The organism is Paraliomyxa miuraensis, from assembly GCF_026337845.1.
GTDB classification, from domain to species: Bacteria; Myxococcota_A; Polyangia; order Nannocystales; family Nannocystaceae; genus Paraliomyxa; species Paraliomyxa miuraensis.
In genome coordinates this window covers 114,113-136,172 of sequence record NZ_JAOVZF010000162.1, presented here as the reverse complement: position 1 = coordinate 136,172, position 22,060 = coordinate 114,113, and the positions used below count along the sequence as shown (strand labels likewise).

23 protein-coding genes are annotated in these 22,060 nt (G+C 68.1%); 10 read left to right on the top strand and 13 right to left on the bottom strand.

All coding sequences use genetic code 11. The annotated features are described in order from the left end of the window. Nucleotide 1: 1 nt before the first annotated feature. Nucleotides 2–865: a sugar ABC transporter permease gene (locus tag OEB96_RS38245; protein WP_266221839.1), complete on the top strand. Its 864-nt coding sequence runs from the start codon at nucleotides 2–4 to the stop codon at nucleotides 863–865. Here the strand turns inward: OEB96_RS38245 and gabT are convergent. Both gabT and OEB96_RS38235 read right to left on the bottom strand, forming a co-directional pair. Then, nucleotides 855–2,162 carry a 4-aminobutyrate--2-oxoglutarate transaminase gene (gene gabT, locus OEB96_RS38240; protein ID WP_266221838.1) on the bottom strand — a complete coding sequence of 436 codons (1,308 nt, stop codon included), beginning with the start codon at nucleotides 2,160–2,162 and terminating at the stop codon, nucleotides 855–857. The two genes, OEB96_RS38245 and gabT, sit on opposite strands and share 11 nt — an antisense overlap. A gap of 20 nt (nucleotides 2,163–2,182) precedes the next feature. Next, complete coding sequence (locus OEB96_RS38235) at nucleotides 2,183–3,634, bottom strand: NAD-dependent succinate-semialdehyde dehydrogenase (protein WP_266221837.1); 1,452 nt, start codon at nucleotides 3,632–3,634, stop codon at nucleotides 2,183–2,185. Nucleotides 3,635–3,963: 329 nt separating this feature from the next. Here OEB96_RS38235 and OEB96_RS38230 point away from each other — a divergent pair, with 329 nt between their 5' ends. Together OEB96_RS38230 and OEB96_RS38225 are read left to right on the top strand one after the other, a co-directional pair. Further along, entirely contained in the window at nucleotides 3,964–5,184 is a 1,221-nt protein-coding gene (locus OEB96_RS38230; protein WP_266221836.1) for a DNA-directed RNA polymerase subunit alpha C-terminal domain-containing protein, read from the top strand. Nucleotides 5,185–5,274: 90 nt separating this feature from the next. Beyond that, complete coding sequence (locus OEB96_RS38225; RefSeq protein WP_266221835.1) at nucleotides 5,275–5,724, top strand: hypothetical protein; 450 nt, start codon at nucleotides 5,275–5,277, stop codon at nucleotides 5,722–5,724. An 11-nt stretch (nucleotides 5,725–5,735) separates the two neighbouring features. On the opposite strand, the gene OEB96_RS38220 is transcribed toward OEB96_RS38225, so the two are convergent. Next, the gene (locus OEB96_RS38220) at nucleotides 5,736–6,380 is read right to left on the bottom strand and encodes a phenylalanine--tRNA ligase beta subunit-related protein (protein ID WP_266221834.1); all 645 of its coding nucleotides are present in this window, start codon (nucleotides 6,378–6,380) and stop codon (nucleotides 5,736–5,738) included. Nucleotides 6,381–6,504: 124 nt separating this feature from the next. Between OEB96_RS38220 and OEB96_RS46760 the strand changes: the two genes are divergently transcribed. Beyond that, nucleotides 6,505–7,095, top strand: a complete 591-nt coding sequence (locus OEB96_RS46760) for a sigma 54-interacting transcriptional regulator (RefSeq protein WP_407674735.1) — start codon at nucleotides 6,505–6,507, stop codon at nucleotides 7,093–7,095. Here OEB96_RS46760 and OEB96_RS46755 read toward each other — a convergent pair. Further along, a complete protein-coding gene (locus OEB96_RS46755; RefSeq protein WP_407674736.1) occupies nucleotides 7,083–7,268 on the bottom strand; it encodes a L,D-transpeptidase in 186 nt (61 codons plus the stop codon). The genes OEB96_RS46760 and OEB96_RS46755 overlap by 13 nt on opposite strands. Before the next feature lie 536 nt (nucleotides 7,269–7,804). Between OEB96_RS46755 and OEB96_RS38215 the strand changes: the two genes are divergently transcribed. Together OEB96_RS38215 and OEB96_RS38210 are read left to right on the top strand one after the other, a co-directional pair. Next, on the top strand, nucleotides 7,805–8,164 hold the full coding sequence (locus OEB96_RS38215; protein ID WP_266221833.1) for a hypothetical protein: 360 nt from the start codon (nucleotides 7,805–7,807) through the stop codon (nucleotides 8,162–8,164). 6 nt (nucleotides 8,165–8,170) lie between these two features. Continuing rightward, the gene (locus OEB96_RS38210) at nucleotides 8,171–8,488 is read left to right on the top strand and encodes a hypothetical protein (protein WP_266221832.1); all 318 of its coding nucleotides are present in this window, start codon (nucleotides 8,171–8,173) and stop codon (nucleotides 8,486–8,488) included. A gap of 768 nt (nucleotides 8,489–9,256) precedes the next feature. Here the strand turns inward: OEB96_RS38210 and OEB96_RS38205 are convergent. The 5 genes from OEB96_RS38205 to OEB96_RS38190 all read right to left on the bottom strand — a co-directional run bounded on the left by OEB96_RS38205 (nucleotide 9,257) and on the right by OEB96_RS38190 (nucleotide 14,587). Continuing rightward, nucleotides 9,257–9,979 carry a PAAR domain-containing protein gene (locus OEB96_RS38205; protein ID WP_266222238.1) on the bottom strand — a complete coding sequence of 241 codons (723 nt, stop codon included), beginning with the start codon at nucleotides 9,977–9,979 and terminating at the stop codon, nucleotides 9,257–9,259. 318 nt (nucleotides 9,980–10,297) lie between these two features. Further along, entirely contained in the window at nucleotides 10,298–10,612 is a 315-nt protein-coding gene (locus OEB96_RS46750; protein WP_407674734.1) for an Rpn family recombination-promoting nuclease/putative transposase, read from the bottom strand. A gap of 192 nt (nucleotides 10,613–10,804) precedes the next feature. After that, nucleotides 10,805–11,176, bottom strand: a complete 372-nt coding sequence (locus tag OEB96_RS38200) for a hypothetical protein (protein WP_266221831.1) — start codon at nucleotides 11,174–11,176, stop codon at nucleotides 10,805–10,807. 41 nt (nucleotides 11,177–11,217) lie between these two features. After that, nucleotides 11,218–11,862 carry a hypothetical protein gene (locus tag OEB96_RS38195; protein ID WP_266221830.1) on the bottom strand — a complete coding sequence of 215 codons (645 nt, stop codon included), beginning with the start codon at nucleotides 11,860–11,862 and terminating at the stop codon, nucleotides 11,218–11,220. Nucleotides 11,863–11,920: 58 nt separating this feature from the next. Beyond that, the gene (locus tag OEB96_RS38190; RefSeq protein ID WP_266221829.1) at nucleotides 11,921–14,587 is read right to left on the bottom strand and encodes a hypothetical protein; all 2,667 of its coding nucleotides are present in this window, start codon (nucleotides 14,585–14,587) and stop codon (nucleotides 11,921–11,923) included. 190 nt (nucleotides 14,588–14,777) lie between these two features. Here OEB96_RS38190 and OEB96_RS38185 point away from each other — a divergent pair, with 190 nt between their 5' ends. The 3 genes from OEB96_RS38185 to OEB96_RS38175 all read left to right on the top strand — a co-directional run bounded on the left by OEB96_RS38185 (nucleotide 14,778) and on the right by OEB96_RS38175 (nucleotide 17,141). Continuing rightward, nucleotides 14,778–15,509, top strand: coding sequence for a hypothetical protein (locus tag OEB96_RS38185; protein ID WP_266221828.1), 732 nt, complete (start codon nucleotides 14,778–14,780; stop codon nucleotides 15,507–15,509). Between the two features lie 81 nt (nucleotides 15,510–15,590). Further along, a complete protein-coding gene (locus OEB96_RS38180; protein WP_266221827.1) occupies nucleotides 15,591–16,490 on the top strand; it encodes a bestrophin family protein in 900 nt (299 codons plus the stop codon). Nucleotides 16,491–16,502: 12 nt separating this feature from the next. Continuing rightward, nucleotides 16,503–17,141, top strand: a complete 639-nt coding sequence (locus OEB96_RS38175) for a carbonic anhydrase (RefSeq protein ID WP_266221826.1) — start codon at nucleotides 16,503–16,505, stop codon at nucleotides 17,139–17,141. Nucleotides 17,142–17,168: 27 nt separating this feature from the next. Here OEB96_RS38175 and OEB96_RS38170 read toward each other — a convergent pair whose 3' ends face one another. From OEB96_RS38170 to OEB96_RS38160, 3 genes are all read right to left on the bottom strand, one after another. Further along, the gene (locus tag OEB96_RS38170) at nucleotides 17,169–18,110 is read right to left on the bottom strand and encodes a hypothetical protein (RefSeq protein WP_266221825.1); all 942 of its coding nucleotides are present in this window, start codon (nucleotides 18,108–18,110) and stop codon (nucleotides 17,169–17,171) included. A gap of 29 nt (nucleotides 18,111–18,139) precedes the next feature. Then, nucleotides 18,140–19,003 carry a hypothetical protein gene (locus OEB96_RS38165; RefSeq protein ID WP_266221824.1) on the bottom strand — a complete coding sequence of 288 codons (864 nt, stop codon included), beginning with the start codon at nucleotides 19,001–19,003 and terminating at the stop codon, nucleotides 18,140–18,142. Between the two features lie 249 nt (nucleotides 19,004–19,252). Further along, a complete protein-coding gene (locus OEB96_RS38160; RefSeq protein ID WP_266221823.1) occupies nucleotides 19,253–19,918 on the bottom strand; it encodes an extensin family protein in 666 nt (221 codons plus the stop codon). Between the two features lie 109 nt (nucleotides 19,919–20,027). On the opposite strand from OEB96_RS38160, the gene OEB96_RS38155 reads away from it, so the two are divergent. Continuing rightward, on the top strand, nucleotides 20,028–21,269 hold the full coding sequence (locus tag OEB96_RS38155) for an endonuclease/exonuclease/phosphatase family protein (RefSeq protein ID WP_266221822.1): 1,242 nt from the start codon (nucleotides 20,028–20,030) through the stop codon (nucleotides 21,267–21,269). Between the two features lie 8 nt (nucleotides 21,270–21,277). Here the strand turns inward: OEB96_RS38155 and OEB96_RS38150 are convergent, their stop codons facing one another. Beyond that, entirely contained in the window at nucleotides 21,278–21,943 is a 666-nt protein-coding gene (locus tag OEB96_RS38150; RefSeq protein ID WP_266221821.1) for a hypothetical protein, read from the bottom strand. Between the last annotated feature and the right edge of the window lie 117 nt (nucleotides 21,944–22,060).

Genomic DNA, 22,060 nt, shown 5'->3' with positions numbered 1-22,060 from the left:
CATGAATCGCGCCCCGAGCCTGCTGGAGCGAGCCGCCGTGCACCTCGTGCTGGTGCTCGCCGTCGCGTTCGCGCTCTACCCCGTGCTGTGGGTGGTGGCCACCGCGTTCTCCGGCACCGTCACCCCCGAGCCGCGCGCGCTGCCGATCCCGCAAGAGCCCACGCTCGAGCACCTGCGCGAGGTGGTGGGCAGCAGTCGCGAGCTGGCCGACGGCTCCACCGTATGGCTGTTCGGACGCCAGTTGCTGAACTCCCTCACGGTCTCCATCGCCACCGCGCTCACGGGCGTGCTCATCGCGATCCCCACCGCCTATGCGCTGGCGCGGTTCTCGTTCCTGGGCAAGACGGCCGGGGTGCGAGCGCTGCTCGCAACGCAGATGTTCCCCGCGGTGGCCAGCGCCATCCCGCTCTACCTCATCCTCGATGCGCTCGAGCTGCTCAACTCGCGCACGGGCCTGGTGCTCTGCTATGCGAGCACCTCGGTGCCGTTCGCGATCTTCCAGCTGCGGGCCGCGTTCGAGGCGATCCCCATCGACCTCGAGGAAGCGGCAATGGTCGACGGGGCCACGCGCTTCCAGGCCTTCCGCATGGTGGTGCTGCCGGTGGCTCGGCCCGCGATCGCGGTGACCGCCCTGTTCGCGTTCATGAGCGCGTACAACGAGTTCATCCTGGCCGCCACCCTGCTCGACGACGAGACCATGTTCACGCTGCCGGTGATGCTCCAGCGGTTCATCGGCGAGTACGACGCGCAGTGGGACGTGTTCGCTGCCGGGGCGCTGGTGGTGTCGCTGCCCGTGATGGCGCTGTTCTACTTGGTGCAGCGGCACCTGGTGGCCGGGCTGGCCTCGGGCGGGGTCAAGGGGTAGCCAGCTCCTTGGCGGCATCGGCGACCGACGAGCCGATGACCTCGAGCCCGCGCTCGAGCTCGGCGTTGGAGATGACCAGCGGAGACAGCACGCGGATGATGTTGCCGAATGCCCCGGCGGTGATGACCAGCACCCCCTGCGCCCGGCAGCGCGCCACGGCGGCAGCCGTCACCTCGGTGGCGGGCCGCGCGGGGTCGCGATCGTGACACAGCTCGATCGCCATCATGGCCCCGAGACCACGCACGTCACCGACCACGTCGTGCTCCTGCCGCAGGCGCTCGAAGCGAGCCCGCACCATCGAGCCGATCTCCGCGGCACGAGCATTGAGGTCCTCGCGCTCCATCACCCGCAGCGTGGCCAGGGCGGCCGCACAGGCCACCGGATTGCCGCCGTAGGTCCCGCCGATCGTGCCGGGCCGGGCCGCGTCCATGACCTCGGCGCGACCGAGCACGGCGCCGATCGGCAGCCCACCTCCCATCGACTTGGCCCACGTCGACAGGTCGGGCACGACCCCCGCGTGCTCGAACGCGGCCCAGCGCCCGGTGCGACAAAAGCCGGTCTGGACCTCGTCGAGCACCAGCAGGATCCCGTGGCGAGTGCAGATCTCTGCCAGCCCGCGGAGGTAGTCGGGGGGCGCCACCACGAAGCCGCCCTCGCCCTGCACCGGCTCGATGATCACCGCGGCCACGTGCTCGGCCGGTACCGGACCGAGCACGAAGCGCTCCTCGAAGCGACGCAGGTGCTCGGCAACCAGCGCGTCCTCGGATCGACCCTCGCGAAAGGCGCTGGGAAACGGCACCCGATAGATCTCGGGAGCAAAGGGCCCGCAGCCGCGCTTGTAGGCGCTCTTGGCGGTGAGGCTCATGCCGAGCAGGGTGCGACCATGGAACGCCCCCTCGAAGCAGACGATCGCGGAGCGCCCCGTGGCCTGGCGGGCGATCTTCACCGCGTTCTCGACCGCCTCGGCCCCGCTGTTGACCAGCATCGCCTTGGTGGGCCCGCCATGAGGAAGCAGCCGCACCAGCGCCTCGCACAGCTCCACGTAGGGCTCGTAGGTCGCCACGTGGATGCACGCATGGAGCAGCCGCTGCGCCTGCGCCGAGATCGCAGCGACGACCTCGGGATGGCAGTGCCCCACGTTCATCACCCCGATGCCGCCGGCGAAGTCGATGAGCTCGCGTCCATCGGCATCGACGATGCGCGCCCCCTGGGCCGAGACGGCGGTGGTGTCTCCGGCAAACATGCCGACCCCGTCCGACACCACCGCGCGGCGTCGACGAATCAGGGCGTGGGACATGGCGTTGGAAGCTTCGTCGTTCATGCGTTCGGCTCTGTGATCCCAATCGAAACATACTTGACGTCGAGATACTCGTGCATCACGTGGTGGCCGCCCTCGCGGCCGAAACCGGACGTCTTGACCCCGCCAAACGGTGCCTGTGCGGTGGAGGGAGCCCCATCGTTGGCCCCCACGATCCCGTACTCGAGCCGCTCGGCCACCCGCCAAAGGCGCGACGCGTCGCGGGTGTAGAAGTACGAGGCGAGCCCGAACGGCGAGGCGTTGGCCAGCTCGATGGCCTGGGCTTCGCTCGAGAAGCGGCGCACCGGCGCCACCGGTCCGAAGGTCTCCTCGACGCTGAGCTTCATCGAGGCGTCGACGCCTTCGAGCAGCGTGGGGCGGCAGAACCGTGCCGTCAGCCCGGGCCCCGGGCGCACGATCTCCCCGCCCGTGCGAACGATGGCCCCGCGAGCGCGGGCGTCCTCGATGTGATCGCGGACCTTGGCCACCGCGTCGTCGTCGATGAGGGGACCGATCGACACGGCGTCGTCGAGTCCCGAGCCCAGCACCATGGTCTGGAGCTGCTTGGCGAGCTTGCCCACGAACTCGTCGTAGACGCCGTCCTGCACGAAGAAACGATTGGGGCAGATGCAGGTCTGGCCCGCGTTGCGAAACTTGCTCTTGATGGCGCCGGTCACCGCGGCGTCCACGTCGGCATCGTCGAACACCAGGAACGGCGCGTGACCGCCCAGCTCGAGCGACAGTCGCACCACGTTGGGAGCGGCCGCGACCATGAGCTTGCGACCGACCTCGGTCGAGCCCGTGAACGAGACCTTGCGAACCCTGGCGTCGGCGAAGATCGCCTCGCCGATCGCGGCCGCATCACCGGTGACGATGTTGATCACGCCGCGCGGGATTCCGGCATCGATCGAGAGCTCGCCGAGCGCGAGCGCCGACAGCGGGGTCTGCTCGGCCGGCTTGACGACGATCGTGCAGCCGGCCGCGAGCGCCGGGCCGAGCTTGCGGGTGATCATGGCGGCCGGGAAGTTCCACGGCGTGATCGCGGCCACCACCCCGACCGGCTGCCGCAGCACCACGATGCGCTGACCGGGCCGTGATGCCGGAATGACCTCGCCAAGGACGCGCTTGCCCTCCTCGGCCGCGTGCTCGATGAACGAGGCTGCGTAGTCGATCTCGCCGCGAGCCTCGGCGAGCGGCTTGCCCTGCTCGCGCGTCATCAGCCGGGCCAGACGCTCGCGCTGCTCGACCATCAGCTCGGCGAGCCGTCGGAGCGGCCGCGCACGGTCGGCGGCCGTCAGGGCTCGCCAGCCCGGCAAGGCGGCGGCGGCGGCATCGATGGCCGCCCGTGCATGCTCGGCGCCCCCACGGGGAACCTCTGCAACGACATCGTCGGTGGCGGGATCGGTCACGGGGAACGTGGCGCCCGTGGGCGCCCCCACCCACTCTCCAGCGATGAGATTGAGGGTCTGCATGGGCTCCATCCTGCACCATCGCGGCGGGGTCGACGACTGCACCGGAGAAACTTCGGGAACAATGCGGGCGATGCACGACCCCGCGCCGCTCTCCGAGGCGTTCGAAGCCCGTGTAGGTCCCAGTCGGCTCGAGCGCCGCTACGTCGTCGTCGATCCGGGCTTTGCCGCGAAGCTGCGGACCGAGCACCACCGCACGTTCGAGCACGCAACGGTGGAGACCCCGACGGGCCGCGAGGAGCTGACTGCCAACGTGCCCAACGCTCGAGCAGCTCGACCTCGAGGCCATCGACGCGATCGAGACCGGGCCCAGGGCCGAGGTCGCCTCGGCGATGATCGAAGCCGAGCGACCCGCGACCGCGCTGATGCTCACGGTGCTGCCAGTGCTGCCGCCCGACCTGCGCCCGCTGGTCGTGCACGGGGCGGGCTTTGCAACGTCCGACCTCAATGATCTCTACCGAAGGGTCATCAACCGCAACGACCGCCTGGCGCGGCTGCTCGAGCTCCAGGCTCCGAAGATCATCATCGACGACGAGCAGGCCAAGCTGCAAGGAGCGATCGACGAGCTGATGGTCGAGGGTCATCGGGGCAACCACACCGACGGTGGGCGTCGGTCGTCGTCGTTCGAGATCGTCGACCAGATCTTCGGGCAACGGATCTTCGAGAAGGCCGTCGACTACAGCGGCGTGGCCCACCTGGTCGTCGACCCCACGCTCGCGCCCGACGAGTGCCGCGTACCACGCTCGATGCTGATCGAGCTGTTCAAGCCGCACGCGTTTGGGATCCTCGAGGAGCACGGCTACGTCACGACCATCAAGTCGGCCAAGAGAATGATCACCGAGCGGCGGCCCGAGGGGCTCGCGGCGATCGAGGAGGCCAGCGAGGGCTACCCGGTGCTGCTGATGGCCGAGCGCGCGGTGGTGACCCGCCGGGTGCGGAGCTGGGACCAGCCGGCGATCGCGGTCGACGAGTCGACGGCCAGGCGCCTGGCGAGCACGGTCGTGACCCTGCACGTGCCGCTGATGCACGAGGCCGCGCTCCAGGCCACGCGGTCGTTGGTCGAAGCCGATGCGCTCGGGTCGCCCGAGGCCGCCACTGGCCAGGGATGGCTGTGTCGGGCTCGTACACACGGCACGCTCGTGATGGAGGTGGCCCAAGCCGCGCTTCGGGGCACGCGCGACGAGCTGTCCGATCCCGTCGTTGCGTTGTCGCTCGGACGCCCGCCCGCGGCCATCGACGTGTGGGAACTCGAGGGCTGGGCCGAGCAAGAACGCGCACGGCGGGCCGCGATCTGGGAGCGTCTGCGCCCCGAGCCCGAGCAGGGGGGCGCCAGCGCTCGCAATCCGGCGCTCGACCGCGGGGTCGACGAGCTCGAGCTCTCGGTCCGCACCAGCAACGGGCTGGCCAACGCCGGCATCGCGACCATCGGGCAGCTGTGCCAGCGGACCGAAGTCGATCTGCTCGAGACCAAGCACTTCGGCCGACGCTCGCTCCTGGAGATCAAGGAGATCCTGGCCGACCTCGGGCTCTCGCTGGGCATGCGCGACGCCTGACGACGTTTCACCGCCCGGGCCCAGCCCGGCCCCTACCCGACCCCACCCGGCCGCGCACGAGGCATGCCGCGTGGTAGAGTCCACGCTGCCATGATCCCGTGCCCGAGCTGTGAGCGCTTCATCGAACGTTCGTCTCGTGCGTGCCCGTTTTGCGGCACCACCATTCGGCTCGCAACGGCCCCCGTGAGCGGAGTTGCCAGCGTGCTGCTCGGGCTCACGCTCGCCGCGTGCGGCAAGGAGCCCAACGACGAGGGCACGAGCACGGTGGCCGACACCAGCACCGTCACCACCGACGATCCATCGGCCACCAGCACCAGCACCACCGATACCAGCCTGACCTCGCTCGACAGCGCCGAGGAAGCCGAGGTGGCGGCCTATGCTGGACCGGGATCGTTCGACTCGACCGACACGTTTCCCCCCGACGAGACCACGGCGGGAACCGACACCGAGGGCACCGACTCGGGCACCGGCACCGGCTCGGATACCGGCACCGGCACCGGAACGGGCACCGGTACCGGTACCGGCAGCAGCGGTGGCTGAGCCCGCCGCGGTCACCCGACGCCGTCGACCGGCTCGATGCTCGCGCCGCTGCGCTCGCACAGCTCGCGATGCCAGTGACTGGCCGCGCGGCCGCGCTCGGCCAGTGGGTTGGCGCCCCAGAGCAGGCACAAGACCCTCCGGGTGGCCTCGTTGGTCTTGGTACGCATGGCATCCTTGACCGCATTGGCGCAGGGGCCGTTGGCGTCGTGCAGGCACAGCAGGCCTCGCAGGCGGATCTCCTGCCCCGTCGAGTTGAACACGTAGGCGGCATCCTCGTCGGCCACCCGCACCCGAAGCGGGGGCACGAGCCGATCGAGATCCACCACGCTGATCGGCAAGCCACTGTGGAGCGAGACCACGTTGCCGAGGTCGACTGCGAGGTTGATCACCGCAAGGCCGCCCTCGGCCGCGGCGCCCCGCAAGTACTCCGACGCGGGCTTGCCCCGCCCCGAGGGCTTGTAGCCGGCCTGACGCAGCATGTTGCGCACCTCCTTCTGCACCGTGTCATCGGGGGGTGCCAAGGGGGTCTCGGCCGTGGGGGAGCGCAGGGTCTCGAGCCACGTTGGCGAGGGCAGCTCGGGCACCGGATCCGTCCAGTGAGCCACGAAGGCCTCGAGAGCGAGCAGCGGGTGTTCGTCGACCGCGAGGGTGACCATGCCCGAAGAGCATCGCACGAAGCCGGTCCCCTACCAACGTGCGGAGATGACGTGCTCGTAGAAGTCATCGTCTGTCTACTCGAGAGCGAACAGGCGCCGAAACCAGGCGACGGAGGGGCTGCACGTGGTGACGTTGGAACGAGCGTCTTGTGGTTCACGGCCTCGTGGAGGTGTTTGCCCGGTTCTTCCTGCCAGGCCGGCCAGGAATCTTCGGGCACGACAAGGGGCCTATACCCAGGAACACGACGCCGCGCCCGGGTGCTTCGAGGCGACGAACCGCGACCTGCGGCAGATGGTGGCCGGCGGGCAGTTCCGGGAGGATCTCTACTTCCGGCTGACCGAGGAGAGCATCCGGCTCGCGCGCCACGTGGGGTTCGGCTCGCCCGGTCCATCCCTCATGGTGACCTCCGTGCCTGCTCAAGACGCGCTGCTCTTCCTCCAAGGCGCCGAGCGTGGTTGGGTGGCGGTCGTGGCCGGAACTACGGCGAGTGGACCCGATCACTCGAGGAAATGGCCAGCGTACGTGCTGGCAGGTCGCGTTGGCCAGCGCCCGCCGCGCCCGAGCAAATGTGGAATCCGGTCCCCGACCATGAGGCTCAGGCTCGAGCGACGCATGATGCTCGCGCGCGTATGCGTTGGCGTAGGTGTAGTTGCTCTCACCCAGCACCGCGACGAACTGCGCGTTGCGAACCCTGGGGCACTTCACCACGGATAGCTGATCGTTATCCGAGTCCTCGCGTCGACGTAGCCGTAGATCGCAGGAGCGTCACTCTCGCTCACGTGGATGCATCCTGCCGTCGGCCCACCATTGCCACTGATGGTTGGACGACCAGGCCAAGCGTGAATGTAGACCCCACGCTGCCCCCATATCAAGATGGCGTACGGCATCCTGGCGGGGGTTCGAGTCCCATCATTCTGCTCGACCACGTACTCGCCGCTCAACTTGAGCCTGTACTTGTCGCTGGTCGTCACGGTCAGGTCCGTTGGATACTGCAGCCCCGGGCGCCCCAGGCAGGGATAGACGGCCTCTCCGCAGCGCAGCGTTCCCTCGCCATTGGCCAGGAACTGAATAGAGATCCTCTTCGCACTTGAAATTCCCACCATTGCTCGAGCATAGGTTCCTTCACCAAGCATGACTAGATCTCTTTAACCAAATGGCACTCTCATGCCACCGAGATGATCCGAGGCTCGGCATCGGCCCGTTCAGGGCATCTGGTGCGCACCTAGGTCTGAAAGAAGCGCTCGAAAAGCACAATAGGCGGGATTTCACCTGAAGGGCCGGTTGTTGAGGGGTTTTGCGTAGGAAAACGCGACCCCACCCAACCCATTCAGGTGAAGATGAGATGGTATCCCGAGAGTTCCAAGTAAAGCTACGGCAAGAGAAACGAATGATCGAGCGGCGGCTCGCGCGAGCGAAGGGCGGCATGAAGCCGCTCTCGGACGGGCCCGAGCTCTCGACGCGGAGCGTGTGCTTCGAGTTCTCGGAGCGCACGCGGGCCATCGACGCGGGCGGGCTGGGAGCCATCCTCGAGGTGGTCGCCGACATCGGCCTGGCCAAGCGCATCGACGAGGGGCTCCCGTTGCTCAAGCGCTACCGGCCGTACCACGAGTCCGATCACGTGCTCAACATCGCGTACAACGTGATGTGCAACGGGCGAACGCTCGACGACATCGAGTTGCGTCGCAACGACCGGGTGTTCCTCGATGCGGTGGGGGCCCGAATGATTCCGGACCCAACGACGGAGGGGGACTTCTGCCGTCGGTTCAGCGCAGACGACGTGTAGAAGCTGATGCACATCATCAACGACGTGCGGGTCGATGTCTGGAAGCAGCGCCGAGCTGACCGACCAAGTCGCGTGCATCGATGCCGACGGCGTCGGCGCACGCAGGGCACGGACGCGCTCGTCGGTCAGTGCCTCGACGCCAGCATCGAGAGGGAGCCCGCACTCCTCGGCCTGCGCCACGTAGCGGCCCACCGGCTTGGGATCGATACCGAGTTGGGCGGTGACCCGCTTCTTGGGGATCCCGGCAAGCCACTACCGGAGCACTTCCTTGATCTCGATCATCGTGACCTCCGGTACACCATGGGACCTCTGTCGTCCGGTTGAGGCCGGGACGTGGGGGCGCACGCTGTGGTCACGCGAGGGTTGCCCGAGGGAGAATGGTACTGAGAAACTCAGGGCCGAGAGGGAATGCTCGTGAGAAATAGGGGAATGGTCCTGGGAAACTCGGGCGCCGAGAGAGAATGGGTCTGGGAACGTTGACCGGTTGGGGAAGATCGGGGGAGCCGACATTCTGGGTCATCTACCCGGGAACAGGGCGAATCGTTGCGCTTGAAATGACCTCGAACGAATGCTCGAGGTATGCATCCACTGGCTGGCTTCCACGAACTGAGGTGATATCAAATCTTCGTGACGCCACACGCGCCCGAACTATGACCCTCCCGGTCGTCTCGAGTATCTTCTCTAGCAAGGCTTCACCTGCAATCATCCAGCGATGCTTCGAACCTGGGGCCACCGCCTTCATTGGAGGCACTATATAATGTCCACGATGCGAGCCATAGACATCCTCAAAATACCCATAGCTCACGGTAATATCGTTGGTCTCCGGATCCATCCGGTACGACGGATGTGCTTCCTGAGGGATCCAGACCGTAGCATCGCTATTGTTCTCGAATGAACACTCGAATCCCGGCGCCCCCCCCCTTCCAATCAAATAGACACATTTCAGAGAGACATCGAGAGTGCTTCGACCTTGTTCTTCCTTTTGTTCCATATGCACTGACTCATCGGCTCTTCGACAAGCGACCAATGATAAAACGAAGCAAAGCAGGACTGCCCGGCGAAGGAGGGGCCTCGCGATTGCGCCTTGTCTCTTCATTGCTCGGGTTTCATTCCAATCTCAGACCGGATGGGATTGGTCAGCGAGCGCACGTTCGCTTCCGCTGGGCCGCCTCCAGCAGTCTGCGCCGGATCTCCCGCATTGAGAAGTGCTGCGTGACCGGCTTCGTGCAGTAATAGGCCACTCGGGGTTTCAGTCACCGTCGTTCCGTCGGTTGCCGTGTAGTCTATCAGATTTGTTGGATCCATGTACACCTCATTGTCCCCGCTAATGCTTTCCGTAGGACGAAGTGTGAGGCCGCCACCGGTATTGGCCAGTGAGACAACGGTACCATCGTTTCTGGTCGCAGAATCGGCGATAATGAAGTGCGTGGGCACCGCATTCGTTTCGAGATCGTTGATGAAGCTCGCACCAAGGGGTCCACCCTTTCGAATTTGATCCAGGAGAGCGGCAAGTAGATCCTGCTCCAGGGCTGTACCATCCAGGAGGATACCTGCGCCAAGACTCGCGGTTCCTACCCCACTCGTGCTGCCGCCTATTACTATCGCTGGGTGACCAGTAACGATGACGCCACCATGAATCGTACGGTCGCCAACGCGTGCGGCAGGTAATCCATCGAAGAGCACACTGCTTGATCCCTGCGCGATCACATCCATTGGGCCTATGCATGATGCTCTGTCTGATACTCTTGCTGCTGGCTTGGTTCCAAATATGACCGTCGGTGAGCCACTAGTGATCAGACCTCCAACGTGAAGCATGATGCCTGTGAGCCCCGGACAAACGTGTATATCATCGATGCGTGCGGCTGCTGGCATGAAACAGCGACCTCCGATCTCCCAGAGGGAAGACAAGCGAGTCCAGAATTACTTGTTTCGTATGGCGCATGGCGCGACGATATGTCGCTCGATATCAGGGCCAAGCATTACGTCAAGCGACTGTGTCTCGTTGCAAATCAGCAATCCGGCGCGGTCCGTGACACCTCTCGTCTTCGACTTACTGAGAGATATTGCATCGCTGAGGCTTGCTCGGCAACAAGAAACAACGAGGCTTCCAAATCCGATGGTTGCCCAATGGTGTCACGTTGTGCATGGGTCTTGTCTTGGCACTGCCTGGTCGGCCTCCGGCCAGAGAAACGGTCGAACGGGCAATGGCACGCCGGTTAGACGACGGACCCGGCGTAGGCGAACCGTGAGCATCAGATCCGCATGACGGGAGCGGAATTCCTGGTTGGTGAACCCAGTTGCCCCACGCTCGATCGACCTAAGATCGAGAAACTTGAGGCTCGACTTGGGCAGCACGTGTCGCAGCAACACGGCCACTGCGTCGTCGCGAGCAAACACACGCCGAACGAAGCCGTCCTGGATGTTCCGCGGAGGCTGGCGACCGTTCATGGCCGACTTGCCCTGCGATTTGGATACCGGCAGGTGGGTCGAGGGATCTCAATCACTTGGCGCGTCGATGATCCGAGAGTGGCCCACCCGTTGGCCGGGCTTCGTCCGACCCGTTGGCCATAGTGGCCCGAACATGACGAATTCGAGGGTTCGGCGATGGTTCCTCACGAATCTCCCTACGGAGCAACCGCATCATGACTCATCGTCTACCGGAAGCCCGGCATCGTCTCGAGCGGCGACGTCTTGCAACCATGCGATCCATCGGCGCGCGGGTTCGTCGTCCACGGTGAGTCCGTCGTCGGTGACGAAGTACGACAAGCAGTCCCACGACGATGCGTCTGGACATCCGAGCGCGGTCCAGCGCTCGACGAAGGTGCGAAGGTCGGGTGCGAGAACCCGTCCGTGTCCGAGCTCGCGGTCGCCCTCGTGGTGGAGGAAGACCACCCGTCCATCGTGCAGCGCGAGATAGTTGCCATCGGCGCCCGCGAACGGAATCGCCTCCAGCCACTGGGTATCCGAGTCGCCGTGTGCCCAACCGCGAGCCTCCTCCGTCAGCTGGTGCACGGAGTCGAGCTGCCAGAGCCCTTCGGCGTAGCCGCCGCGACTCAGATGCGCGAACTCCTGCGGAGGACTGCGAAAGACCGAGATCTCCCACCCGAACCGACCCAGTCGGCGTGCTTGAAGGCTCTGAGCAGCTCCTCTGGCAGACGCTCCCCGAGCGCTCGTTCGATCTTCGCCACGGTCTCGGCCGTCGCCGGTTCGCCCAACGAGAAGCGGGGCGCGGCCTTCAGCCCCGAGCGCTGGCGATCCGTCAATTCGGCCCAGCGGTGGGTGAGACGTTCCCACTCCTGCACGGACCACAAGGGGCTCGAATAGTCGAGCCGTCGCTCCGCCTCTGCAACGGCCGTCGGGTCGAGCGCCTCCTCCGGAGGTGACGCCGGCGCATCCGTGTCCCTCGGAACGGGCACCGCGAGCCCATGCTTCTCGACGAAGCGGACCACCTCGGCGATGCCGCCCTCATCGAGCCCGGCCAACCATTGCGCGACGACCGTGCACGCCTCTCGATACAGCGCCTCGTGCCGCGTGAACCCAGCCGGAGCCGACCATCCAAACAGCGTGCCCGAGCGGCCCTTGAGCACGACGCAAGCACGAACGAGCTGCTCCAACGCCCCGAGGTCCTGGTCCTGCCGGGGAGCGCACGCCTGTATTTGCGCGTGAACCCAGGCCTCGATCTTGGTGAGGTCGGTCATCGACGACGAGCATCCAGGCAAGTCCGTCTCGACAAGCGCGTCCCGCTCGAGCACGACCTCAGTCCTCCGGGTCGTCCTCCTCGGCCCGCTCCTCCTGCTGCTCGGCCGCCTCGGCCTCCTCGGCAGCCCGCTTGGCGGCCTCCTCGCGCTCGGAGCGGGCATCCCAGCGGCGCTTCTTGTTGCGCAGCGAGTTCCAGCGCCGCACGTTGTTGGCCGGTGGCAGGCCGTAGCGCGCCCGCACCACGTTGGGCGGCTGCGCCTCCACCTCCTCGGTGCAGTCCACCGTCAGGAGCACCTCGTCCTTGCCGGTCCTCTCGAGCAGATCCCACGGGTCGTAGGGCCCCTTCTCGGCGACCTGCTCGGGGCTGGGGATGTTGTAGGTGATCTTCGACAGCTCGACCGAGTCGAGGATCTCGCCGCCGTGCTCGAGCGTCCACTGGCGGCAGAACCAGCGCGCGTGCCACTTCTGATACCAGTTGCCATGACCACCCTCGCCGCCCGCGATGCGGCGGTTGATCTTGCGCTGCCGCGTGTACCAGATCCACGGGTTGGGCCGCTGCGACGGGTGATAGACGTCGGTGTTCATGTCGATCACCTCGCCATCGACACGCTTGACCTCGACCCGCAAGAACATGTTGGAGCGCGGCGGGTTGGGAGCGAACATCTTCCAGCCCTGGGTGGTGTGGGTCATCTCCAGCCACTTGCGGAAGGGCTCGTGGGTGGCGGTGCGCCAGTCGAAGCAGTCCTTGTCGGGCAACAGCCAGCAGGCCACCCCGACCACGTGGTAGAGGGTGAGGCAGCCGACGAGGTAGCGACCGAGCGGCCCGTAGGCCCAGGGCATGCGCAAGGCGCCCTCGCCCGAGCGGTCGTCGCTCGGGTCACCCGAGGCTTCGTCCGTTCCCTCCCGTGCCGTCTCGTGGCGGCGAATGGGCCCAAAGCGCGGCACCACGGCAAGCTGCTCGCCGTGCGTGGCCCTGGCCTCGCGCCACATGGCTCCACCCAGGAACGCCGCGATGCCCACCAGGGTCCAGCCGTAGGCGAGCACGTCGTAGGCCTGCAGCGGCACGCCCACGGCCGCCACCGCGGTCGCGATCACGATGGCCGAGGTGGGCAGCCGCGCGGCGTCGCGATGGTGATGGGGCAGCGTGGGATCCTCGGCCGGCACGGGCACGGCGGCGTCCTGCCACTGCGGCGGAAGCCAACGCAGGCGCCGCGCGAGGCGACGCTGGATCACCAGCAGCAGCATGGCGATCTCGGCCCCGTTCAAGAAGCAGATGAAGCCGGACAGCGCCCCGGGCTGGAACCACCCGATGTTCATCAGCAGCATCAGGTGCAGGTGGAAGATGACGCCGAGCGTCACCCATACGCGGCGACCCAAGAACCAACGGCAGAACCAGTCGAGATCGAGGACGTGGGTGCGGCCGCGGATCGTGGGCCGCCACGGCCGATAGCGCAGCTTCCACCAGCCCACGCCGAACAGGGTGAGCAGCAGGATCCAGCCCGCGGCATACACCCACTGCACGCGCTCGAGCGTCCACCAGCTCCCCCGCGGCTGCACGAAGTGCACCGGGTAGGCGACCCAGACCACCGCCAGGGCCGACAGGCCCAGCCCCACCCAGCCCAGGTTGGCGACGGCGCGGGCCCGCCGTGACAGGCGCGGCAGGTCCTCGTGCAGCACCCAGCGCACGATGAGCCCAAAGACCGCCACCGGGAACAAGCTCTCCCACGCGTGCACCACGTGGGTGTTGACGCGGAACAGGTTGGTGCCGAGCACCGAAGACAGCCACTGCGGAGGGATGCGGTAGAAGTGATCGAGGTTGAACGCGTAGTAGAACGCGTCGCCGTTCCACCACACGCGCCCGTTCTTGACCACGCCGGTGTAGCAGTAGAGCGCCGCGCACTGGAGGATCACGAGCAGCCGCGGCCACGCGGGGATCAAGCGGTAGATCGCCTCGAGACCGGAAGGATGCTCGTCGCTGGGGGCCACCCCGGCCCCATTGCCCGGCCCGCCGGGCTCCGACAGCCGCCCCTGCTTGCGCAGCCTTCGGCAACGCAGCCAGTTGTCCACGCTGTACGCATGCCCGCACCGCGACACGCACACGTAGAAGAAGAAGCAGCGGTAGACGTTCTCGGTGCCCTCCCAGTAGACGGTGTTGCGCAGGGTGATGCTGTGGAACAGAAACCACGCGATCCACTTGGTGTAGCGGGTCTTCCACCCCACGATGAGCATGGCCATCGCCAGCTCGAACGCCCAAAGGTGCACCCAGAAGAACGTGGGCGTGCTGTCGAAGAACAAGAGCGAGTACTTGGGGCCCTTGGCCCACTGCCAAAAACCATCCCAGCCGAAGAAGCCGTAGGGGTCGTCGCCCAGGCCGTTGCCGAAGCCCTCGAACTGCTCGCCCGCGTAGACCTGCCGCGCCACGTCGGTGACGAACAGACCCTCGTCGGTGAACAGGTACGGAAACAGCTCCCACAGGCCGTTGACGTTGCACACGGCGCACAGGGCGAAGACGATGCGGAACGCTCCCATGGAGCGGGGGTCGTCCATGCGCAGCCAAAGGCGACGCCACCCCTCGCGATAGCTGACGAAGATGATCGCGGTGAAGACCGCGCACGCGAACATCAGCCAGCCCACGGAGGGGGCCAGGGCCAGCGCCTCCTCGTTGGGGACCCTGTCGGCCATTCCGAGCACCGGGAGGGCGAGCACCGGGGTGCAGGCGAGCATGCGGGCACTATCCCCCCGGCGGTCGCATGGGCGCAAACGGGGTCCTGGCTCACGCTGCGGCAGGTTTTGGGGGCGGTGTCGATTCGGCCGGCGGCCGGGTGATCGATCGAGGGTCGGCGGGCACAAACGAGGACGAGCAGGCCCTGCTCGAACCCTTCGCTTGACTTCGACCTCGACCCAGGAAGCTCCAATGCGCCGTTTCAGCCCGATCCTCGCCCCGCTGTCGTCCCGCCTCACCGCCGTGGCCGCGGCCTGCGTGGTCACCGTTTGCGCGAGCACCGCACTCGCGGCCGAGCCGGCCGCCCCCGCGCCCGCCCCGGCCACGACGACCACCGAGGTCACCGCGCCCACGCCGTCGGTGGTGGTGGTCAACACGACCGTGCCCGCGGCCGCGCCGGCCCCGGTGGCCGCCCCCGCCCCGGCGCCCGCGCCCAACCCGACCTGGATCGTCCCGGTGGAGCCCGCCCCCGCGCCCTCCATCAACATCCCCAGCCACATCTCGGTCGACGTCCACCCGCATCCGGTGGCCCCGCCGAGCCCGGCCGAGCAAGCGCGCGCCCGCAAGATGAGCGAGCTGTCGCGCGCCAGGGGCCTGATGATCGGAGGCTTGTCCACCCTGATCACCAGCTACGGCTTCACCGCCCTGGTCGGCACGATCGCGATCGACACCGCCGGCAGCCGTCGCATGCGGTCCTACGGCTCGTGGATGACGGTGCCGGTCGCGGGACCCTTCGCCGCCGCGTTCAACACCCGCACCGCGACCGGGGCCCTGCTGACCACGACGCTCGGGATCACCCAGGCCGCGGGCTTGACCATGGCGCTGGTGGGGATGAACCGACACCGCCGGCTCAAGCGCGAACTGTCGCTGGCAGCCCTGCCCACGCATGGTGGTGGTCACGTGGCGATGACGATGCGGTTCTGATCGGCCGCCCCCGCCGACCGTGAGGCCGAGCCGCCCTCGGACTTGCTACCCTTCCGCCGTCGCCCGGAAGCGGTGAGCCCGATGTCGACTCATGCACAGCCCAACCCCGTCGAGGGAGCAACGTTCTGGCGCGACGCGCTCGCGTGGCGGGGCGCGATCACCCCGCGGCTCCTGCCACGCATCGCGCTGTTCGGGGTCTACGCGCTGCTCATCGCGTATGTGCACGGCGCGGCGGAGTGGCAGGGCGTGGACCCGATCCACCTCGGCTATACGGGCGGGCTGCTCGCCGTGCTGCTCGTGTTTCGGACCAACGCCACCTACGACCGCTGGTGGGAGGCGCGCAAGCTGTGGGGAGGCATCGTCAACCAGTCGCGCAACCTCGCGGTCAAGGGCCTGGAGCACGGCCCCCAAGACCCGCGCTGGGCGGAGGCCTTCGTGCGGACGGCCGCGGCCTTCTGCCACGCCTCGCGCATGAGCCTGCGGGGCGAGCGAGCCATCGAGGCACTCGAGCGGGTGCTCGCCGACCGGGAGCTGGCCGAGCGCATCGTGGGAGCCCGCCACATGCCCACCGCCGTCGCGCGTCGGCTGACCCGCCTGCTTCGCCAGGCCCGCGCCGATGCCAGCATCGACGGCTTCACGCTGCTGGCCGTGGACCGCGAGCTCGCCATGCTCATCGATCACATCGGCGGTTGCGAGCGGATCCTACGCACGCCCACGCCACGGGTGCACTCGATCAAGCTGCGCCGCTTCATCCTGCTGTACCTCCTGGGGTTGCCGCTGGCCCTGGCGAGCTCCTCGCCGTGGGTCTCGCCCGTCGCGACCATGCTCGTGGCATATCCTCTGCTGGCCATCGACCAGATCGGGCACGAGCTCGAGAACCCCTTCAGCCAGCGGCGTGCAAGCCACCTCCCGCTCGATGCGATCTGCGAGACCATCGAAATCGACCTGCTCGCGTTGTTGGCGGACCGAGCCGAGTGCTAGGGTTCGGCTCACATGACCACCAGTGTTCCTCCCTCGGACGCGCTACAACGGCTGCAGCAGGGCAACGCTCGCTTCACCAGCGACACCCGCAGCATCGAGACACTCGTGAGCCAGCTGCGACGGGCCGAGCAGGCACAGGGTCAGCGACCATTCGCGGTCGTGCTGACCTGCTCGGACTCCCGCGTGCCCGTCGAGATGATCTTCGACCAGGGCATCGGCGATCTGTTCGTGATCCGCGTGGCGGGCAACGTCATCGCGCCATCGCTGGTGGGCAGCGTGGAGTTCGCCGCCGCAACCTTCGGGACTCGCCTGGTGGTGGTGATGGGCCACACCTCGTGCGGTGCCGTCAAGGCCACGCTCGAGTTCATCCGCAGCGGGGGCGGCATCCCCAGCGACAACATCCGCGACATCGTCGAGCGCATCGTTCCCAGCGCCAAGTCGGTGGTGGAGGCAGCGGGCGACCGAGATCCAGCCGAGGTGCTCGCGCACGCGGTCCGTGCCAACGTGCGCGGGTCGGTCGCTCACCTGCGCAATGGCAGCCGCCTGCTCGAGCAGCTGGTGTCGTCGGGGCAGGTTGCGGTCGTGGGCGCCGAGTACGATCTGGCCTCGGGCCAGGTCGACTTCTTCGACGTCCCGAACCCGCTGCCGTGACCCACACCGCCGAGCTTCGGCGGGCCCTCACGGCATGAACGTCGCGCCGTCGGGCATGCCGGCGTCGAACCACTGCTGCAGCAGTGTTCGATCGTCGGTGGGGATCGCAGGGCAGCTCCCGGGCGGCATGCTCATCACGGTGAAGATCTCCGACTCCATCACCGCGCCGAGGGTGGAGCCCCCCAGGGGGCTCGACAGATCGCCATGGTCGAGCAGCAGCGTCCCCGCCGGGGCAAGCAGCGCGGGGAACTTGGTGTTGAGCGTGCGGTCGGCCAGCGTGTGACAGCCGCAGCGCTCCTCGAGCACCACGCCCACCGACAGCGGGATCTGGCCGGCGCCACTGCCCTTGTCGAGCGGGTCGACCACCACGCCCTCGGTCACCTCCTCCACGCTGCATGCGGGGCTGGTGGGACCGCCGCCCGTGTTGGTGGTGGGTCCGGGATCGGTGGTGGAATCGCCGGTGGTGCCCGTCGAGGTCCCGTCGCCCGAGCCGGTTCCCGTGCCCGCGGTGCCCTCGCCATCCGCAGTCGAGCTGCCATCGTCGGGACCCGAGGGGCCAAAGCCGGCGATCCACGCCAGGATCGTGTTGACGGCCTCGACGTCCTCGGCCTCGATCCCATCGCGGGGCATGCGTTCCTCGAAGCGCTCGGTCCCGGCCGGAAGCTGATCATCGGGGAGCAGCTTGACCGCCATGTAGCTGCGATCGAGCTGTCCCACCGTGACCAGCGGCAGCGGGCTCTGGGTCGAGGCGCCGCCTACGACGTGCGGGCTGTCGGCCGCATCGAGCGAGAGCCCGGCGGCGCGCGTGACCGCATCGTGGCAGCCCTCGACCGTGCAGCTGTTCTCGAATGCACGCTGCACGGCTTCGGGGATCTCGGCGGGCGGCGCGGGATCGTCGGCGCATCCGACCAACCCCACCAGAGGCCCGACCAACCCGGCCAAGCGCCCCAACGAGCGCCCACGACTCACGACCAAGCCCATCATGCGCACGGTCGCCCTCAGCGGTGACGAGCCAGCAGGCTCGCGGGATCGAGACCGTCCACGTACTCGCGGATCGCCACATAGGCCACCGGTGCCAGCACGCTCTGGTAGACCGACAGCGAGAGGCCGAGCACGAGCCCCGTCACCGTCATCACGATGGGGGGCATGAAGCCGGTGATGAACAGCAGCGCCTGCGCCAGCAGCAGCGGCAAGATCAGCGCCATCAGCATCGGAAAGCTGTTGGGCCAGCCCAGCGTCCAGGCCCGGCGTAGCGCCTCGCCGGGCCCCAGCCGCTCCACCACCACCACCGGGACCACCAGGCTGAACGAGGTGATGACGCGAAACGCCACGACCGAGAGCGCCACGATCCCGATGACGCGCAGGATCAGCGCCACGAAGTCCCACGGTATCGGAGCGGTGACCATGACCACGACGGCGATCAGGGCCCCGACCAGCGCGAAGGTCACGATCGTCACCACCAGCGCCCCCAGGCTGGCCACCAGCAGGCTGGACAGCCGGGCCGAGCCGCGGCGGAAGAACTCGAGGAACAGCCCGCGCCGGGTGGTGTGGACCTCGATCGCCGAGCCGACCAGCGGGGCCTGCAGCAGCAGCCCACACACCCAGGCCAGCACCGAGAGCGCGGTGAGACGAGCGGGGTGCGTGGGACCCTCGATTCCGGCCGAGCCGAACACGTCGAGCAACACCATCGGGAACAACAGCACCGTGGAGACCACGAGGCCGAGGAGCATCACGCCCAGCACCTCGCGCGGGCGGGCGCCGATCAGGTCGACGGCCCGCGCGATCACGTAGACGGTGTCGATCGACTGACCGGGATGCGGAGCGAACCGATCGTCGTCGCCGCTCGGCGGCAGGTCGGCCATCGGGGGCACGCTCGGCGCCCGTCGGACGTCCTTGGGACGAGCGCGCCTGCTCGTGTCCTCGGGGCGCGAGCGCGAGCCAGCGTCCTTGGCGCGCGAGCCCGCACGGGCATCGGCGCCGACCGGTCGGCGACGCGGGCGGTTCGAATCCTTGGCCGAGGCCGGGGCTTTGCGGCGCTCCATCGCGGTAATGATGACGCCAAAGCCAACCAATGGGGAAGCCCTCCGGGCGGCTCGGCCCGAAGGGGCGGCTCAGCCCGAAGGTGGGCGCTCGAGGGGCAAGCGCGCCTCGAGGTGCACGTGATCATCGTGGTCCTTGGGGTCGTTGGCCGGAGACAGCGGGTCGCGGAACGCCGCCGAGGCCGCGAACACGTCGACCATGGCCTTCAGCCTCGGCTCGCGAGCGAAGTCCCGCTTCACCACTGCGATCGTGCCGTCGTCGAACTCCACCTCGAACACGTCGACGGCCAGGCCGATCGCATGGCGGCTGAGCATCGAGGTGGTCCGACCGCGCTTGCGAACGTTGCGGTAGTCGTGCATCGCCCGAAAGCGCAGCGACCGGACCCCCTGCTCGCGCAAGGCGGGCTCGACCTGATGGAACGCCAGCGCGAGCGCACAGTCCATCGGGTAGCGGCCCGGGCCGCGCAGCGGGTGCAGCCGCAGCGCCCCCACCTCGAGCCGGGGCAGCACGATCGGGGTGGAGATCTTGAGCACCTCCTCGGGCACGGCCTCGTAGGCGACCCCGAACTGCTCAAGGGTCGCCTTGCAGTGCTCGCTGGCGGCCCGCATCGTCTCCGAGGGCGGCCAGGTCCACCCGCGCGGCATGTTGGGCAGCCGCGGAGGATCGCCGCCGCTGCCCACGAGCAAGGTCGGCAGCAGCACGAGGACCAGACGCAGCGGCGGCGGGACCAGGCGCATCGGAGGCAAGGGTAGCATCTCGATCACCGCTCGCGGGCAGCGCCCCACGAGCCCGAGGGCCTGCGGTGACGACGAAGAGCCACCCCGGTGATGATAGGCTGCCGCGCCGATGACCAGCCGGGGCAGCCACGCGGTTCGTGGGCAAGCGTGGAAGCGGGGGACCGCACGGCGGTGGGTGCTGGCGCTCGTCCTCGTTGGCTGCGAGCGGGACCCCCGAGCTCAGCGTGTGCAGGCGCTCGAGACCGCCGAGCGAGCGCAGGCCCCCGTGCGGGTGGCCTCGTTCAACGCCTCGCTCACGCGTGCGCACGCCGGCGGGCTGCGGCGCGAGCTCGCGGGTGGAGCGAGCGTGCAGGCGCGGCAAGCGGCCGCGATCGTGCAGCGCGTGCGTCCCGACGTGCTCCTGCTGCTGGAGGTGGATCGAGATCCCGAGGCGCTGGCGATCCTCGAGCGCGACTATCTCGCGGTGCCCCAGCCCGACGGTGGCGACGGGCTGACGTTCGCCCACCGCTTCGTGCCGGCCACCAACACCGGGCTGGCTTCCGGGCTCGACCTCGACCACGACGGACGTACCGACGGGCCCGGCGACGCGCTGGGCTACGGCGCCTTCCCGGGGCAGTACGGGATGGTGGTGTTGTCGCGGCATCCGATCGACATCGATGGAATCCGCTGCTTCGGCGATCTGCGCTGGCGCGATGTGGATGGTGCGCGCTTGCCCGATGATCCCGTCACGCCAGCGCCTGCCGACTGGTACTCCGAGCCGGCGCTCGACGTGCTGCCGCTGTCGTCGAAGAACCACTGCATCGTGCCAATCTCGATCGAGGGGCAGCCAGGGCCGCTGCACCTGCTCCTCTCGCATCCCGTGCCGCCCGTGTTCGACGGACCCGAGGACCGCAACGGGCTACGCAACCACGACGAGATCCGGCTGTGGGCTCAGCTCCTCGACGGGGCGCCGGGGCTTCCCGTGCTGCTGCCTTCGCGGGCGCGGTTCGTGCTGGCGGGGGATCTCAACGCCGATCCCCACGACGGAGACACCACCGGAGATCCAGTGGGACGCTGGCTGCTGGGCCATCCGCGGATCGCAGCCGAGCCGGTGCCCGCGTCGACGGGGAGCATCGAGGCGTCGCGACGCGACGGCGGAGCCAACGCGTCGCACTCGGGGCCCGCGTCGCACGACACGGCGGACTTCCCCGATGTCGATGGTGGGCCGGGCAACCTGCGGGTGGACTACGTGCTGCCGTCGAAGTCGCTCGAGGTGCTCGGCGCGGGCGTGTTCTGGCCCGCCGCGGGGGAGCCGGGCGTGGAGCTGGTGGCGTGCTCGGATCACCGGCTGGTGTGGATCGACGTGCGGTAGGCCGGCGGCTACCACCAACCCGAGAGGCCCAGCGTGCCCACGAGCGTCAGGCGCAAGAACTGCGACGCATCGGCCGCGGCGGGAAGCGGCGGGGAGCGGCGCTGAACGAGCCAGCCGCGCTGGAGGCCGACGTCGGCGTCGATCGACAGGCGCGGCAGCACGAACGCGTGTAGCCCGAAGCGTCCGCCCAGGGCCGGGACCACCTCGAGCGTCCAGTTTGGATGGGATTCCAGGCCGAGGATCGTTCGCCGCCGCGTTCCGTAGATCCCCACTCCGCCCTCGACGAGCCCGAAGGGCTGCACCCGCGCATCCGGCAGCGGCCGCACCTCCACGTAGGGCATCAGCGAGCCCCCACCGTAGACCAAGCGGTTCTCCTGCGGCTCGAGTCCCAGCACCGATTCCGTGGCATTGCGACGCAGCTCGCCAGCGATGCGCGTACCCACCAGGATGTAGGGACCCAGGGCGCGACCGAACCCGATCGAGGTGGTCCCGGGGAACGAGAACGACCAGGTGCGCGTGTTGAAGCCCTCCGCGGAGCGCGAGAACAGCTCGACCGGAGTGATCTCGGCGTGCAGACGCCAGCGGAGCCGATCGGGGGACGGTGGATCGGGCGCTGCAGGCGAGGGAACACCGGCCAGGACCAAGGTGAGAGCGGCGGTGGAGATTGGGAGCATGGTTGGTTGCCGTGCAAGGTGCGTGCCGCGGACGACGGCCAGAGATCGCCCCTCGGTGACGGTGATGACCGACGGAATGTCACGGGAGAGCTTCGGGCGCAGGACCGATTGGCAACT